15 protein-coding genes are annotated in these 16191 nt (G+C 44.2%); 4 read left to right on the top strand and 11 right to left on the bottom strand.

Annotated elements, in window-relative coordinates; translation table 11 throughout:
- Positions 1–80 precede the first annotated feature (80 nt).
- The 4 genes from AB2J24_RS09080 to ftsE all read right to left on the bottom strand — a co-directional run bounded on the left by AB2J24_RS09080 (position 81) and on the right by ftsE (position 5279).
- Positions 81–2591 (bottom strand): DNA translocase FtsK, encoded by a 2511-nt coding sequence (locus AB2J24_RS09080; protein ID WP_367385245.1) that lies wholly within the window; start codon positions 2589–2591, stop codon positions 81–83.
- Between the two features lie 223 nt (positions 2592–2814).
- Positions 2815–3534 (bottom strand): YdcF family protein, encoded by a 720-nt coding sequence (locus tag AB2J24_RS09085; protein ID WP_367385246.1) that lies wholly within the window; start codon positions 3532–3534, stop codon positions 2815–2817.
- A 100-nt stretch (positions 3535–3634) separates the two neighbouring features.
- Entirely contained in the window at positions 3635–4516 is an 882-nt protein-coding gene (locus AB2J24_RS09090) for a cell division protein FtsX (RefSeq protein WP_162653677.1), read from the bottom strand.
- A 100-nt stretch (positions 4517–4616) separates the two neighbouring features.
- Entirely contained in the window at positions 4617–5279 is a 663-nt protein-coding gene (gene ftsE / locus AB2J24_RS09095; protein WP_367385247.1) for a cell division ATP-binding protein FtsE, read from the bottom strand.
- Positions 5280–5553: 274 nt separating this feature from the next.
- Between ftsE and AB2J24_RS09100 the strand changes: the two genes are divergently transcribed.
- The 3 genes from AB2J24_RS09100 to AB2J24_RS09110 all read left to right on the top strand — a co-directional run bounded on the left by AB2J24_RS09100 (position 5554) and on the right by AB2J24_RS09110 (position 7169).
- Positions 5554–6078: a hypothetical protein gene (locus AB2J24_RS09100; RefSeq protein ID WP_367385248.1), complete on the top strand. Its 525-nt coding sequence runs from the start codon at positions 5554–5556 to the stop codon at positions 6076–6078.
- A gap of 47 nt (positions 6079–6125) precedes the next feature.
- Complete coding sequence (gene hpt / locus AB2J24_RS09105; RefSeq protein WP_367385377.1) at positions 6126–6677, top strand: hypoxanthine phosphoribosyltransferase; 552 nt, start codon at positions 6126–6128, stop codon at positions 6675–6677.
- Between the two features lie 132 nt (positions 6678–6809).
- Positions 6810–7169, top strand: a complete 360-nt coding sequence (locus tag AB2J24_RS09110) for a response regulator (protein ID WP_162653176.1) — start codon at positions 6810–6812, stop codon at positions 7167–7169.
- Between the two features lie 2 nt (positions 7170–7171).
- Here AB2J24_RS09110 and AB2J24_RS09115 read toward each other — a convergent pair whose 3' ends face one another.
- From AB2J24_RS09115 to argH, 5 genes are all read right to left on the bottom strand, one after another.
- Complete coding sequence (locus AB2J24_RS09115) at positions 7172–9688, bottom strand: TIGR02302 family protein (protein WP_367385249.1); 2517 nt, start codon at positions 9686–9688, stop codon at positions 7172–7174.
- Positions 9689–9787: 99 nt separating this feature from the next.
- Positions 9788–10567 (bottom strand): CPBP family intramembrane glutamic endopeptidase, encoded by a 780-nt coding sequence (locus tag AB2J24_RS09120; protein WP_367385250.1) that lies wholly within the window; start codon positions 10565–10567, stop codon positions 9788–9790.
- 11 nt (positions 10568–10578) lie between these two features.
- Positions 10579–11847: a diaminopimelate decarboxylase gene (gene lysA / locus AB2J24_RS09125; RefSeq protein WP_367385251.1), complete on the bottom strand. Its 1269-nt coding sequence runs from the start codon at positions 11845–11847 to the stop codon at positions 10579–10581.
- 34 nt (positions 11848–11881) lie between these two features.
- The gene (lptM, locus tag AB2J24_RS09130; protein ID WP_367385252.1) at positions 11882–12046 is read right to left on the bottom strand and encodes an LPS translocon maturation chaperone LptM; all 165 of its coding nucleotides are present in this window, start codon (positions 12044–12046) and stop codon (positions 11882–11884) included.
- Between the two features lie 82 nt (positions 12047–12128).
- The gene (gene argH, locus AB2J24_RS09135; protein WP_367385253.1) at positions 12129–13535 is read right to left on the bottom strand and encodes an argininosuccinate lyase; all 1407 of its coding nucleotides are present in this window, start codon (positions 13533–13535) and stop codon (positions 12129–12131) included.
- Between the two features lie 23 nt (positions 13536–13558).
- On the opposite strand from argH, the gene tlpA reads away from it, so the two are divergent.
- Positions 13559–14233, top strand: coding sequence for a thiol:disulfide interchange protein TlpA (tlpA, locus tag AB2J24_RS09140; protein WP_367385254.1), 675 nt, complete (start codon positions 13559–13561; stop codon positions 14231–14233).
- A gap of 12 nt (positions 14234–14245) precedes the next feature.
- Here tlpA and AB2J24_RS09145 read toward each other — a convergent pair whose 3' ends face one another.
- Both AB2J24_RS09145 and AB2J24_RS09150 read right to left on the bottom strand, forming a co-directional pair.
- A complete protein-coding gene (locus AB2J24_RS09145) occupies positions 14246–15121 on the bottom strand; it encodes a 3-hydroxybutyryl-CoA dehydrogenase (protein ID WP_367385378.1) in 876 nt (291 codons plus the stop codon).
- Positions 15122–15251: 130 nt separating this feature from the next.
- Entirely contained in the window at positions 15252–16181 is a 930-nt protein-coding gene (locus AB2J24_RS09150) for an electron transfer flavoprotein subunit alpha/FixB family protein (RefSeq protein ID WP_367385255.1), read from the bottom strand.
- Positions 16182–16191: the final 10 nt, after the last annotated feature.

Genomic DNA, 16191 nt, shown 5'->3' on the forward strand with positions numbered 1-16191 from the left:
TTTTTTAAATTACCCATCAGATATACGAACTACTAGAAAACTGCGGCATGATTACGGCTGATATGGAATCAACCGCTATGTTATTCTGCGAGAATGTCTTTCTCGGTCGGTACAAGAATTTCGCGTTTACCTGCATGGTTTGCTGGGCCAATAACGCCTTCTTCTTCCATGCGTTCAATCAACGATGCTGCTCTGTTATATCCAATACCTAGACGGCGTTGGATATAAGAAGTTGAGGCTTTACCATCTCGAAGCACAACAGCAACGGCCTGATCATAAGGATCATCAGAGTTTGCCAGATTGCTATTTCCTGATCCGCCCCCAGCATCGCTTCCACTTTCTTCTTCTTCGTCAACAGTAATGGCATCAAGATATTGCGGGACACCTTGTCGTTTCAAATGATCAACGACGGCCTCGACCTCATTATCAGAGACGAACGGGCCGTGGACCCGTTGTATACGGCCACCACCTGCCATGAAGAGCATGTCGCCCATACCAAGAAGTTGTTCAGCACCTTGTTCACCTAAAATTGTGCGCGAATCAATTTTTGACGTGACCTGAAATGATATACGTGTTGGGAAGTTGGCTTTAATTGTGCCAGTGATAACATCAACTGACGGTCTTTGGGTTGCCATGATTACATGAATACCTGCAGCACGCGCCATTTGCGCAAGACGTTGAACAGCACCTTCAATATCCTTGCCAGCCACCATCATGAGGTCGGCCATCTCATCAATGATCACAACGATATATGGTAATGGTTCTAGATCAAATTCTTCCGTCTCGTAGATAGCTTCACCTGTTTCTTTGTCGAAACCGGTTTGAACAGTGCGCGTTATCGCTTCACCTTTGCGTCTTGCTTCTTCAGCACGCTGATTAAAGCCATCGATATTTCGCACGCCAAGTTTTGACATTTTCTTATAGCGATCTTCCATTTCCCGAACGGTCCATTTAAGCGCAACAACTGCCTTTTTAGGATCGGTGACAACAGGTGTAAGAAGATGTGGTATGCCGTCATAGACGGATAGTTCAAGCATCTTCGGATCGATCATGATCAAGCGGCATTGCGATGGATTAAAGCGGTAAAGGATCGACAGAATCATTGTGTTGATTGCAACGGATTTACCAGAACCTGTTGTCCCTGCCACAAGGACGTGAGGCATCTTGGCCAAATCAGAGAAAACAGGTTCACCACCAATAGTTTTACCCAATGATAAAGGTAGTTTGCCTTTATTGGCTTCAAAATCTCTGCTTGCAATCATTTCGCGAAAATAGACAGTTTCGCGTGATTGATTTGGTAACTCAATGCCGATTGCATTGCGACCAGGAACAACTGCAACACGGGCTGCAATGGCACTCATAGACCGGGCAATGTCATCGGCAAGACCAATGACACGCGAAGATTTAATTCCAGGTGCAGGTTCCAATTCATAAAGCGTAACAACGGGACCGGGGCGAACATGGATGATTTCACCTTTAACGCCGAAATCTTCTAAAACACCTTCAAGCATTCGTGCGTTTTGTTCCAGTGCTTCTGCTGATAGCGTTGCATCGCGAACCACATTCTTTGGTTCTGCCAGAAGATGAATAGAAGGGAGTTCAAAATCTGATGATGAAAGCAACGATGCTTGGGCTTCTTGCACGATCCGCTTGCCCTGTTTCGGGCGTGGTGCTGGTTGTGCTACGCGAGCTGTTGGTTGTGGAGCCTGAACAAAGTCAGTTTCCTCTTCATAGGGGTAATGAGCATTATCCTGAGAGTCCATCTCGCATTGGAAATATTGATCATCAAAATTTGGTTCTTGTGCTGTATGGGTTGTAAAATCAGGTTCTTGGCGAAATGAAGCAGACCCATCATGAACATCTTGCATGTCCGACGGTGCGTCATATTCCCATTCATCTGCATCTCTTTGAATGTTAAAGTTGAAAAGGCGACGTGCCCTTGCCTTAAATGTTAAGAACATATGCGTGAGAATGCCGAGGATAAGAGAACTTCTTCCCTCTTCTTCTTCAATTTCATCGTCATGCCAAGGTGCGGTTTCTTCTTCGATATCATCTAAAACTGTTGCTGGTCGTTGAACAAGACCAGAACCTTTGAGTAATAGCCACAAAGCAGGTGGAAAAATTAATGCACCAAGCGCGAAAGCCAATATACCAGTTGGATAATCGCCAATGATTGTCGCTGGCAGTTTTAAAAGCATATCTCCGATGACACCACCAAGACCAGTGGGTAATGGCCATGTTTCAGGGCTGGGCACAAGGCCCATTACTGCAGACATAAGAAGTGAGCCAAAGAACCAAGCGCTTAGCCTTGAATTTCGGCGGTCAAACAATTTGCCGCGAAGAAGAGAAATGCCCCACGCCAGAGCAGGGGTCAGTGCGATCACTGATGCCAGCCCGAAAAACTGCAACATAAGATCAGAAAATGCTGCACCAGAAAAACCAAGAGCGTTTGTAATGATTGCGGATGTTTTATGAGAAAAGCTGGGGTCAGCTACATTCCACGTCGCCAATGAGAACGTTGCAAAGATCAACCCTAGAAAGATTAAACAGGCACAGATAATTTGAAGCTGACGCATTAAAAGGGCAGGCATCAATCTTTGTTCATAGTTCCGGTGTTGAGGGGAATGTGCAGTTGTTCGCATGAGCTTAAGCAGATCCAAATATGTGTTTGCTTCAAAATAAAGCGTGAATTCGATATAATTAGATCCAATTTTAGCGTGCGCGGGTTAATGCCTCATTAACCATCGGCGTAAAAGAGAAATGGAATATGTTCGAAATTTTGGGTGTTTCAGGTGAATGCTTGAAACATGAAAGCTAGGATGGCGAGTTGTTAGCTATCTTCATATTCAAAAAATCCCGAAAGTAGGCGTAGTTCAACTTCGCAAACTCATTGATGAGTGCTCTGATGACATCAGAATCGCTGATCCAGCTGGTATCTTTCAGATCGGTTGTAGCGACAGGGTAGGGGAGGAAGGTCGTGTTTTTATCAACCGCCTTCAGCTCGTAAAGGCTGCGGATCATATGATAATTGCTCGTAACGACAACGAGTTTTTTGTAGTCGTTTTTATTTGCCCATTTGGTGATTTCTTTGCCGTTACCGATGGTGTTTTTGGCATTTCGGCCAAGCATGATGCAACAATCAAATGTTTCCTGAGATGCGCCAGATACGCGTTGTAACGTTTGGTCAGAAATGTCCGGGTTCACGCCCGAAATAAACAACATTTTACCAACGCCTTGTTCTAAGAGTTTAACAGCCTGAGTAATGCGTTTGGTTCCACCCGTTAGAACAACAATTGCATCGGCTTGATCCAAATCTTCAGCTGGCCTTAATGAAGAAACATCTTCTGCGAAGCGAACAAAAGCACTAATGGTTATCGCAATGAACAAAATGCCAATAAGCGCCAATGGAGTGAAAAACCAGTTTAATTTGTTCTTCTTCCGCAACGGATATTCTTCCGAATTTTCCTTCTCAGGAATCGGGTCGTGATCAAGTTCAGCATTTTCTGTTGCGCTAGGTTTTTCTTCCGCAGTCATGCATCGCTTTTACTACTGAAATATGGCTAAGACCAGTCCTTTTTATGAAGTAAGCAGGGCATTTTTTAGGTATTGACAATCGTCAAACTTCTCGCGGGATTTAAACTTGATTGGATTGAGAAGGATCTGAGCGAACAAGATCAATTTCACGAATCGTCCGGATAACCGTTAGACGCGTGGTGAGTGCTGTAAGGGCAGCAACTGTGATGACAATTATTACGATGCCAAGATAGCCCGATGGCCCCATTTGAAAACTGCCAAAGAGAGCATTTGCCTGGTCACCAAGAGCGGTAGCCATTGTTCGTTCTTGCAAGTAATCGGTGATAAAGAATGCAAATGCGGCAAGTGCCCCGCCGATTGTACCGCCATAAAGGCCCGTGAGCAGGAAGTGGCGTTGAAATTCACCAGCGATAAACGAGGATTCAGCACCCACGAAATGCAAAACTTCAATGATTTCATGATTAACCGACATGGCTCCACGCGTTGCAAAAACGACGGTTAAAGTCGTTGCGATTAAAACAAGGCTGAGAAGCCCCATGCCAATGAACACAGTATTTTGTGCCATGCTGACCAAGCGGCCAGCCCATGTGCGATGATCATCGAGATATGCGCCTGAGATTTTATCTGAAAGTTCTCTGCTCATCGCTTGAAAATCCGGTGGCGCATCTTTTTCAATTGTAATGACAACAAGGCGCGGGACCGGTAATTCTTCTAGATTAAAACCTTCGCCAAGCCATGGTTCCAACAATCTAGATGTTGTTTCTTTATCGATGATTGATGCATCTATGGTACCATCGTAAGTAAGCGCAATCTCTCTCGCATTGGACAATGCACTTTCCATATTTTGTCCGTCAATGGGTTTTATCTGAATGGTGATTTCTCCAGATATTTGGGTTTGCCATGTTTTAGAAGCATCTTGAATAAGCGTTACAAAACCAAGAGTGAGACAGGCAAGGAAGGACATTATGACAACGACGACCATCAATGCTTTGCTGGACAGATTGGCGGGTGGAACAATAGGAGCCGGAGCGCCGAATTTTAGCTTTGCGGCTTGCCCGACTTTTACAACTTTTTTCTTGGCCTTATCTATCATAAATGTCGATTTGCCCCTCAGATAGAATCATTCGCCGCGCATTGATCTGATCCATAAGAGAAAAATCATGGGTCGCGATCATTACCGCTGTTCCTAAACGGTTCAACTCTTTAAAAAGTGAAAGTAACCTTAGCGCCATTGGTGGATCCACATTGCCTGTTGGTTCATCCGCAAGCAAAATTTCCGGCCTATCGATAAGTGCCCGTGCAATAGCAACGCGTTGTTTTTCACCACCAGACAAAATCTGTGGGCTAGCATGCATTCGCTCGCCAAGACCTACCCATTCAAGTAGTTCAACAACATCGGCTCGGTATGTTGCTTCTTCTTTGCCGCGAACACGCAATGGAAGTGCAACATTTTCATAAGTGGTTAAGTGATTGAGGAGACGAAAATCTTGAAATACAATGCCAATTCTTCGCCGAAGCAGAGGTAACTCATCGCGTGGGATATCTGAAATGCTGCGCCCAAACATGGATATATTGCCGCGAGTGGGATGAAGTGACATGAATAAAAGTCGGAGCAATGTTGTTTTGCCAGCTCCCGAAGGTCCAGTTAAAAAGTGAAAAGATTTTTTTGGAATATCGAAAGTCAGATCTCGTAAGATCTCAGGTCCCATTCCATACCTCACACCTACATTTTCGAGTTTGATCAATTCAGACAATTCCTCAAAGACTGAGCATTTAAAGATTAATACTCGCTATCTTTATTTATATAGGGCTAAACATAAATTCCGCCAATAGTTTGCAGATAAGCATATTCGTGCACCATGTAAAGAATTACCAGTCTGTTAACCATTTTTGTTTACTTTTCGTAAAGAATAAGCCCAAGCAAACACCTTGATGGTAAGTGAGCAGCAAATGCCTTTGGTTGCAAGACAAGATATCTCTTTAATCAACGCTTCTTGTCGCGACGTAGAAAGTAAAAAATTGAATTCTTTTGAGCGCGATATTGAAGATGCCATTTTTGAAACGATAGAGATGGGTGAGCGCGCGCCGGGCACACCTTCTGCTGGAAATCAACCCAGGGCAGTTCATATATCTAAAATTCGTGAACAGTTGATTTCAAACCAAAATGATCCAAGCCAAAATAATCCGGGTCAGCGTTTATCTGTTTTCTCTAAAATACATGATAAAAAAGTTGGAAAGCCAGTTCTAAGTCAGATAATTTTAACACTCGCAATTTGTTCCATTATTACAGCATTATTATTTCCGATGCTTTGGTTTGTTTCCAGTCAGGTTGATAATTTGACATCAACGATTGATAATACTGTTCTTACCGGCAGTATTGGTTCAGAAGGGGTCTTTTCTAAAACAAAGAAATTGACTGAAAATCCAATTGAATCCGGTATTTTTGACAAGCCAAAACCAAATAAAGCTGCTAATGAAGGTCATGTTGTACGGATTGACCGAGGCTTGAGCGCAGGCTCCATCATCTATGTTAATCCAAATTGAATTTAAACCGCTATTTTGCGGTGTCATTTGAGAGATTTATTGGTGTTATGGAAGTTGTTCGCGGTAAAAATATAGACGTATTGTTCTCTGATACAGAAATCCAAGAGAAAATCGATCTGATAGCGGCAGCTATTGCAAAAAACCCTAAAAATGACCTCCTGGTCGTTGCTATTTTAAAAGGATCTTTCATTTTTGCAGCTGATCTTGTACGCGCACTTTATCGCGCTGGTTTAGCCCCTGAAGTAGAGTTTATAACACTTTCAAGCTATGGAACGGGAACCGAAGGTAAGCAAGTTAAGATTATTAAAGACATTGATAGTGATGTAACCGGACGAGATGTTCTGATCATTGATGATATTTTGGAATCAGGTAATACATTGCGTTTTGCTCGTGATCTAATGTTCGAACGTGGCGCAAAAGATGTGGGTCTTGCAGTTTTGCTGGATAAAGAATCAAAGCGAAAAGGCGAACTGACTGCTGATTATGTTGGTTTTATCTGCCCCGATTATTTTGTCGTTGGGTATGGTATGGATGTGGCCTATGCATTTAGAGAGTTACCATATGTCGGTATCGTCAAGGGTGATGCTGAAGATCAATAAAATCAAAATTGACATCTTGTTTACCAAGCCCATTTACAGCCTGCAAAGAATTTCATGCTTAAATAATCTCAATTGAAAAAATCGAATAAAATCGATTTGGCATTATCAAGATGCAACAATAGGGATGAGTACATGGCTAAGATATTGATCACAGAAGATGAAACTGCACTTCGCTCGTTCGTTGCACGTGCCTTGCGCATGGATGGGCATGAGACGACAGAAGCAGAAGATGGTTGTGATGGATTGGAAAAGCTAGCTCAGGATAAGTTTGATCTTCTTTTGTCTGATATCAGAATGCCAGCGATGGATGGAATTGCTCTCGCAGAAGCGACAGCTGAAAAGTATCCTGATACAAAAATTTTGTTGATGACGGGATTTGCAGAACAACGTGAACGTGCTGATAATCTTGCGCAGATTATTGTCGATGTTGTGCCTAAACCTTTTTCATTGCCTGATATTCGTCAGGCTGTAGCACAAGCTCTGGCTGCGTGAGATTATTGGGGCGTTTTTAAAAGACGCTCCAGATAGTTTTTCTCAAATTCTAATCTGAAGTTCTCACCCAGCCTTTTGCGTATGATCTCTAGGATTTCTCGTGCGCGTTGCACGTTGGCAGCATCATCAAAGTTACCGTTTGGATTTCGACCGTAAATTCCTTCTCGGTCTCCACCACTTCTGCGCCCTAATGGATCACGACCTTGGCCGTTTCCTTGTCTGCCCTGTGGTTGATTGCCCTGCTGGCCCTGACCTTGGCCTTGTTGAGCTTGCATCTGTTGTTGTAACTGGTCAAGCATTTGCTGTGCCCCTTCGCGCAGTGCTTGGATAGCCCGTCCTTGCTCTTCGCCAGCTTGCCCGGTTTGTCCGTTATTTAATTCGCCAGCTGCATTACCCATTGCATCTGCCGCTTCACCTAATCCTTCTGCTGGGTCAAGACCTTGTTCTTCCATCTGTTTTTGCAGTTGTTGGAGCCGCTCTTGTAAAGCTTGCTGTTGTTCTTCCAACTTTTGCAATGCATCTGCCAACTCTTGTTCTGAAAGTTCTTGTCGTTCACCTCCTTCCGGAGATGGGGTTGTGTTTTCCTGTCCTTGCTGGTTTTCGGTCTGTTGCTGTTGCTGGTATGTTTGGTCGAGCAAACGTTGTTGCTCGCGTAAAATCTCTCCCAGTTCGTTTAACTGCTGTTCTGTTTGGCTTTGTTCGCCAGATTGCGGCTGTTGTTGGCGGTTTGCTTGCATATTATTCATCATGTTTTGCAGGTCATTAAGCATACGTTGTGCTTGCTCACGATTTCCAGATTTTGCCATTTCTTCAATCTGGTCCAGCATGTCGGTCAAATCCTGCGCTTCTAACTCGAGTGCATTTTGTTGTTGGTTTTGCTGCGGTGGGTTTACGTTATCACTTTGCGCCAGTTGCTGTAGATAGTCATCCATTGCTTCACGAAGTTCATCCATCAATTGTGCTATTTCTTCTTCACTTGCACCTTGTTCAAGTGCTTCTGACAGCGCCTTTTGAGCATTTTTAAGTCTTTGTTCGGCCAGTGATAAATCTCCATCCTCCAACAGAAGCGCAATGCTCCATAAATCATCAACCCAGCGGAGTAAGTCTTCATCACTATAAGCAAGACTCATGCCTTCTCGAGCTGATTTTATGAGTAGATAATCGCGTATATTCGGGATTGTTTCCTCGGGTAGTGCAGTTAGAGCGTCATTTAATACGATTGCTCGCGGTAGTTCATAAGCATCAAATGCAAGGACTTTGCGTTGTTCGAGCATTGATTTTGCAAGCGGGCTTACAAATTGCCGTTCTGGCAATATAACCTCTACACCCTCTGCTCGACTTTCCTGCCCCGTATGGTCGGTTACAATAAGTGTAATGATTGCTTCCTCGCCTGCAAGCGGGTGGTCGGTGAGGTCATAGCTTGTTGAAGCCAGACCATCATCACTGTTGCGGCGAGGTAATTGTAGATCAAATTCAGGTGAATCATAGAGCGGTAATGCATGATCGTCCGCTGGATAAAGTGGCTCAATAATGGCTTTTGCAGATGCAACACCATGATCATCGGTTGCAAAATATGACAGTTCGAGAGCTCCATTGAGAGCTTTTTCTGGAAATCTGGAAAATGCGATATTTGGGGGCGTATCTCGGACTAGATTTAGCTGCCATTTTTGAGCATTGGATATTCTTAATTCTCCATCATTTACCGGGGTAAATATATAAGAACGTGCATTTGGGTTTTGCCTATCCAAACTTTCGTTGAATGCTAGTTTTGAACCACCTTTAAGAATAAATTCTGGTGTTTTTATATCTTCAATAGCACCAGCCAATCGAACAACAATTTGACTATTCTCAGGAATGGCAATGGGCTGATCGCTGGGAAGGTTTTTTAAAAATATAGGCGCTTGATTAACGTAAGACGGCGGTTTTATCCATGCATCAACACGAACGAGATCGGCTTGGTTTACAAGATTTTTCGGTTTTGAAAATGCATCTAAAACGGTACCGGATTGACCAGAAAATGAATAGGAAAAACCCGTTGCGAGAAGCAGCAAGACAAGTGCACGAAATCCATAAGGATCACGACTATCGGTGTTTGTTCGTAGTGATCCCTGACGCAGATTTTCAAGTTTCTTTAGCATCCGTCTTTGATGCTCTTTCCAAAGTACCAAGGAGCCGTGATCATCTTGGCTAAGCTCTTGGTTATGAACAGCTAGCCCTTGATGAGGAATTTGGTTGTCCTCTTCCAGACGCTGATCTGCTTCTGCGATTGTTGGCAGTCTAAGCTTTGTAAAGGGGAGAAGTGCATAGATTAGACTTATTGCGAAAACCACAAGAATGGCGATGTTTGCCCAGAATGGTATTGATCGAAAAAAGCCGAACCAGGAAATGGCAATGAACAATCCCATTATACACAATGGGAATAGCAAAACGGACCACAAGCGCTCGGCAAATATAGTTACACGGCTTAGAGAGCGGTGTTTCAATATAGATTGTTTAGCGCGCCCTTGGTCCTTATCCATAACCAGCCTTCAAGAATCTTTGTGTTGGCAGGAGCTTAACACGTCAATATAGCAAAAACGAGACGGATTATTTTCAACAATCTGTGTTGATGTCACAATTTACTCTAGCAGGCTGAGGCCAATTTCCCCTGTTTTAGAATAAACAAGCCAACTTGATATAACTGCAAGAACAAAATAGGGAATTATGCTGACCCGAAACCAATCATTCGGCTTTGGAAGCCCCACAAAGAGGGCCCAGTTTGAAGCAAGATTTAGTGTTAAATGGATCAATATTGCTGGTAATATTGATCCGCCAGAAAGGGTATAGGCCGCTCCGATGATAATGGAGTAAGCCAAGCAGTGAAAGCCAAACAGGTAAATGGATATTTCTGATTGCGGTGATTGAATTGTCCATAATGGAAGATGCCAGATGTACCAGATGAAACCGATAAAAATGCTTGTTTCTAACCATCCGAGTTGCGTGTTTAGATCTTCCTGCATAAAGCCGCGCCAGCCCAATTCCTCCCCTAGGGGGCCGAGAATAAGATTGAACGCTATTGATATAAATACTACTTTTATTCTGAGAGGCTCCCTGTCACCTTTTGTAAATCGGGAAAGAATGAGCAACAATAAAATAGGCGCTATGACGAGTAGCCAAACTTGATCTGGTATAGTTGAAATTTGGAAGATACGTGCCAATAATTCTACCAACCTCCCATCTTGATAGGATAGGAGAATGGCTGCGAGCGATGGCCCCCAAACGGTTATAAGCCAAAATGGAATGGCTTTAGGGTTGTCTGGCGAATGGGCACCGGGAATTTTTGCAATACAAATGAAGCCGCAGATTGAGATAGCAAATGTTAGAGCTAGAAATGCAACAATATTTGTTTGAACTTCCATTTGGTGTCCGACTATTTTAACCAGTCTGGGAGGGAGTCCATCTCTATGAGTTGGTCAATACCAATGCGTTCGCGGACGACATGAAACTTATCGTCATTTACTAGAACTTCTGGGATTAAAGGTCGCGAATTATATGTCCCTGACTGGACAGCGCCATAAGCGCCTGCACTTGAGACGGCCAATAGATCGCCAGGTTCAGGTTCTGACATCTGGCGATCTTGCGCCAAGTAATCACCCGTTTCACAAACCGGACCAACAATGTCGGCGGTGATTGCAGGGGCATTTGCTGCAGATATTTCAACAGGCATAATTTCATGCCAAGCATCATAAAGCGTGGGTCGGATAAGATCGTTCATCGCGCCATCAACGATTACGAAATTTTTCTCGCCGCCATCTTTTACATAGATTACTTCTGTGACAAGAATGCCAGCATTTCCTGCAATCAAACGGCCCGGTTCCATCAAAACTTTACAATCCAATCCTTTTAAGCGATCTTCTGCAACTCGGGCATAGGCACTCGGGTCCGGCGGAGGAGAATTGTCGTTTTTATAGGGAATGCCAAGGCCCCCGCCAATGTCGACATGGCTAACGGTATGACCTTCACTGCGTAATTCCTCGACAAGTTCTACAAGCAACGCAAAGGCGTCATCGAATGGTTGAAGATCTGTGATCTGGCTGCCAATATGCATGTCAATGCCATGCGCATTGATACCTTCTAAGTCACAGGCGCGTGCATAGACTTCTTTGGCTCTTTTATAAGAAATGCCGAATTTGTTTTCAGCCTTACCAGTCGAGATTTTTGCGTGTGTTTTTGCATCAACATCCGGATTTATACGAAAAGAGACAGGCGCTTTTTTACCCATTTTAAGCGCACGGTTGTTTAGCAGTTCAAGTTCTGGCTCGGATTCTACATTGAAACACAAAATACCTGCTTCTAATGCTGCGTCCATTTCATGCGCTGTTTTACCAACGCCTGAGAAAACTATTTTTTGAGCATCGATACCTGCTGCTAGCGCGCGTGCTAACTCTCCACCTGATACAATGTCAACGCCAGAGCCAAGTTTTGCCAGTGTCGCGAGAACAGCCTGATTTGAGTTCGCTTTCATGGCGTAGCAAACGAGAGAATCTAGGTCGGAAAAAGCTTCAGCGTAGATTTTGTAATGGCGTTCAAATGTTGCTGTTGAATAGCAGTAAAATGGCGTGCCAACTTTTGCTGCGATTTCAGGAATAGCAACATTTTCGGCATGCAAGATGCCATCTTTATAATCAAAATGGTTCATTTATGCATTCACTCAGTCGTTGGTGTAGCGGTTATTAATCAAGTAAAAAACCGGAACTTTTGGTTTTTGTCTCTACAGGAACTGGCGTGGTCTTTTTCGCATCCAGATCACCTGGTGCAACCAAAGGGCTTTTTTGTCCGCATGCAGAAAGAGCCATGAGAGAAGTCAATGCAATGACAAATAAAGTTATACGCGACATGCGTCAGTTCCTTTAAACGATGTATGAACATCTCTTCTAGCGAAAAAAGTTCTGTCCGTGCACCCTGTTTATGAAAATTAATTTAAACCCAATTATGTTTTTGCCAGTGAGCAATCTGTTTACGAACTTGCTCTGGTGCTGTGCCGCCATAGCTTTTGCGTGAGTTTACGGAAGCATCGACAGTGAGTACCGAGAATATTTCTTTGGTGATAGAGGCATTCAGGCCCTGCAAGTCTTCAAGAGACAATTCATGAAGCTCGATATTTCGCTCTTCAGCCATTGCAACGGCTGCGCCTGTGACATGGTGTGCGTCGCGGAAGGGAAGGCCTGCCTCACGTACAAGCCAATCGGCAAGATCGGTAGCTGTCGAAAAACCAGAACCCGCGGCGGCACGCATAGCATCTTTATTTATATGCATATCGGATACCATGCCTGTTAAAGCTAAAATCGCGAGTTCTAAACTTTCAGCTGCATCAAAGACGGGTTCTTTATCTTCTTGCATATCTTTGGAGTAGGCAAGGGGTAGCCCTTTCATAACCGTCAGCAACGAAATATTAGCACCATTAATGCGACCTGTTTTTGCACGAACAAGTTCTGCCGCATCCGGGTTTTTCTTTTGCGGCATGATGGATGAACCGGTTGAGAAGCTGTCAGACATGCGAACAAAGTTAAATTGTGGTGTTGACCAGATAACCAATTCCTCGGCAAACCGCGACATGTGTGTGGCGCAGATCGAAGCGTTCGACAAAAATTCCAATGCGAAATCTCGATCTGATACACTATCTAACGAATTGCGTGTTGGCTCTCTAAAACCTAGCGTTTCCGCAACTTGATGGCGGTTTGTGTCAAATCCTGTGCCTGCAAGAGCCGCCGCACCAAGCGGGCATTCATTAAGTCGGTCAATACAATCGAGCATGCGTGTTCGGTCACGTGCAAACATTTCTACATATGCCATACAGTGATGACCAAATGTGACTGGTTGTGCGGTCTGTAAGTGCGTGAAACCTGGCATAACCGTATCGACATGTTCTTCCGCGAGCCCGACAAATGCAGAAATTAACTTCTCCAGATGGGTGACGTTTTTGGTAAGCTCGGCACGAACCCACATGCGAAAATCAAGCGCAACTTGGTCATTGCGCGAACGAGCCGTGTGTAATCTGCCAGCTGCAGGACCAATAAGATCACGCAATCGAGCTTCCACATTCATGTGGATATCTTCCAAAGCGCGGGAATATTGAAAAGTGTCATCTTCAATTTCTGACAATATTGTGTTCAGACCGTGAGCAATTTTTTCGCGATCTTCTGCCGAAATTATGCCATTATCGGCAAGCATTTGTGCGTGAGCCATTGAGCCTTCAATGTCTTGCGCATAAAGTTTTTTGTCGAAATCAATAGATGCATTAATTTCTTCCATGATAGCGTCAGGACCGGAGCCAAAACGGCCACCCCACATTTTGTTCGAAGATTTGTTATTTTCATTTTCGGACATATCAGAAGACCCCGGAGTAAAAGATGACAGAGCAAAATAATTCGACGACAAGAACGAAACCAATTACGCGAATTTTTATCGGGCTTGGAATTTGTGTCGTCGCGGCAGGGATATACGTGATGAATGGGGTGTATGGCAATCAAACAATTGAAACTAATCGGCCTGTTGCCTCAGAAACTACCAAAAAGCGGGCAATTATCATCGAGGCATCTGCACAAGGTGATGTTGCTGCAATGCTTGCAGTTGACGAACCCCGCCAGGTTCCAGACCATCAATTTATCGCGCCGGACGGGTCTATAAAGACAATTGGGGACTTTAAGGGAAAGGTGCTGCTGGTTAATCTTTGGGCTACGTGGTGTGCGCCGTGCCGGGAAGAAATGCCAGCTATATCCGATTTGCAGGCACAAAAATCAGGCGAAGATTTTGACGTTTTAACAATCAATATTGATCGCGGTGGACGTGAAAAACCCGAAGGTTTCTTGAACGAAATTGGCGTTGATAATTTGCCACTCTACCAAGATGCTAGCATGGGTATTTTCAATAATCTAAAAAAAGAAGGAATTGCATTTGGACTTCCCGTCACAATGCTTCTTGATGAAGATGGATTTATACTCGCTTCTATGAATGGTCCAGCGCATTGGTCTGGCGATGATGCGCTGAATTATATTGATGCGGCTATTGCTTCAAAAGATCCGTGATAGCCTGTTGTCTTAACGTGTAGGGACAGGTGTTTCTCCGGAATAATCATAAAAGCCACGACCTGTTTTTCGGCCTAGCCATCCAGCTTCAACATATTTGACGAGTAGTGGGCAGGGGCGATATTTGGAATCTGACAAACCATGATAAAGAACTTGCATGATATACAGGCAAGTATCAAGGCCAATAAAGTCAGCTAGCTCGAGTGGTCCCATAGGGTGGCGTGTACCAAGTTTCATGCCAGTGTCGATAGCCTCAACAGAGCCTACACCTTCATAAAGTGTGTAGATTGCTTCGTTGATCATCGGAAGTAGGATGCGATTGACTATGAAGCCGGGAAAATCTTCCGATAGAGTCACGGTTTTGCCGAGTGAAATAGCAAATTCTTTTGCTGTTTCGAATATGTCTTCTTCAGTTGCAATCCCACGGATAAGCTCAACAAGTTCCATAACCGGAACAGGATTCATGAAATGAATACCAACAAATTGTCCCGGGCGATCGGTCGTTGCAGCGAGACGTGTGATGGGTAGCGAGGATGTGTTGCTTGCCAGAATAGCCTCTGGTTTTAAAATAGCACAGAGCCCTTCAAAAATCTTACGTTTGACATCCTCATTTTCAGTGGCAGCCTCGATCACCATGTCGCAATCTTTTAAGTTCTCGACAATGGGTGCAGGGCCGATACGTGCAAGTGCACTGGCTTTATCGGCTTCGCTTAATTTCCCGGATGAGACTTGGCGATCCATATTTTTTGCGATTTTAGAGAGTGCTTTATCAATCTGATCGGCTGCCACATCATGAATTAGTACATCATAACCTGACGTAGCGCAGACATGTGCTATGCCTCCGCCCATTTGCCCTGCACCAACAATGCCAACTGTTTTGATCTCGATTGTCATAGTTTTCCCATCCTGTGAATTGCTGGATATATATTTATGCTGCGCTGCAAGATAAATCAATGGAACAAAAAAATAGCCGTAAGATAATTAATCTTCCGGCTATTTTATTAAGTTTGTTCAAAGCTTACAAAGCTTTTTCAAGCTCTGGCAGGATATCAAACAGATCCGCAACGATGCCGTAATCTGCAACCTGGAAGATTGGCGCTTCTTCATCTTTGTTGATCGCAACAATGATTTTAGAATCTTTCATCCCAGCCAAATGTTGAATGGCACCGGAGATGCCTGCTGCGATATAAAGATCTGGTGCTACCACCTTACCTGTTTGGCCAACTTGCCAATCGTTTGGCGCATAACCACTATCAACAGCTGCGCGAGATGCGCCAACGGCAGCGCCAAGCTTATCGGCAACAGGAAGGATAACTTCGTCGAACTTCTCCGCGGAACCAAGTGCGCGACCACCAGAGATGATGATTTTTGCAGATGTAAGTTCTGGACGATCATTTTCTACGATCTTGTCACCAATGAAACTTGAAAGACCTTGATCACCAGTAGAAGCCAGTGCTTCTACGCTCGCAGAGCCACCTTCAGCTGCATCTGAGAAAGATGCCGTACGAATGGTGATGACTTTTTTTGCTTCGCTTGATTTTACTGTTTGGACTGCATTGCCCGCATAGATCGGACGCTTGAATGTATCAGATGATACAACATCCGTGATTTCAGAAATCTGCATAACATCCAGCAGAGCTGCAACACGTGGCATGTAATTTTTACAAGCGACAGAGGCTGGCGCTACAATTGTATTGTAGTTATCAGCGGCAGAAACAATCAAGTCTGCCATTGGCTCCGCAAGGAAGTTTTCGTATTCGTCAGCGTCGCTGTGAAGAACTTTGCGAACACCTGATAGTTTAGCCGCAGCATCCGCAACGCCTGACGCGCCTTTGCCTGCAACAAGCACATCAACATCGGAACCTATTTCCAAGGCTGCAGTCAATGCTTTGTTTGTTTGATCTGAAAGTGCTGAATTATCATGTTCAGCAACAAGTAGAATAGCCATTTTTGTCGCT

Source organism: Lentilitoribacter sp. EG35 (assembly GCF_040784015.1).
Taxonomy (GTDB): Bacteria; Pseudomonadota; Alphaproteobacteria; order Rhizobiales; family Rhizobiaceae; genus Lentilitoribacter.

Coding starts and splice junctions, on each gene's coding strand:
- hpt (WP_367385377.1), top strand. CDS start 6,126: ATGGAAGTTGTTCGCGGTAAAAATATAGACGTATTGTTCTCTGATACA.
- AB2J24_RS09150 (WP_367385255.1), bottom strand. CDS start 16,181: ATGGCTATTCTACTTGTTGCTGAACATGATAATTCAGCACTTTCAGAT.
- AB2J24_RS09115 (WP_367385249.1), bottom strand. CDS start 9,688: ATGGATAAGGACCAAGGGCGCGCTAAACAATCTATATTGAAACACCGC.
- AB2J24_RS09110 (WP_162653176.1), top strand. CDS start 6,810: ATGGCTAAGATATTGATCACAGAAGATGAAACTGCACTTCGCTCGTTC.
- tlpA (WP_367385254.1), top strand. CDS start 13,559: ATGACAGAGCAAAATAATTCGACGACAAGAACGAAACCAATTACGCGA.
- AB2J24_RS09090 (WP_162653677.1), bottom strand. CDS start 4,516: ATGGTCGTCGTTGTCATAATGTCCTTCCTTGCCTGTCTCACTCTTGGT.
- AB2J24_RS09120 (WP_367385250.1), bottom strand. CDS start 10,567: ATGGAAGTTCAAACAAATATTGTTGCATTTCTAGCTCTAACATTTGCT.
- argH (WP_367385253.1), bottom strand. CDS start 13,535: ATGTCCGAAAATGAAAATAACAAATCTTCGAACAAAATGTGGGGTGGC.
- AB2J24_RS09085 (WP_367385246.1), bottom strand. CDS start 3,534: ATGACTGCGGAAGAAAAACCTAGCGCAACAGAAAATGCTGAACTTGAT.
- AB2J24_RS09080 (WP_367385245.1), bottom strand. CDS start 2,591: ATGCCTGCCCTTTTAATGCGTCAGCTTCAAATTATCTGTGCCTGTTTA.
- lysA (WP_367385251.1), bottom strand. CDS start 11,847: ATGAACCATTTTGATTATAAAGATGGCATCTTGCATGCCGAAAATGTT.
- lptM (WP_367385252.1), bottom strand. CDS start 12,046: ATGTCGCGTATAACTTTATTTGTCATTGCATTGACTTCTCTCATGGCT.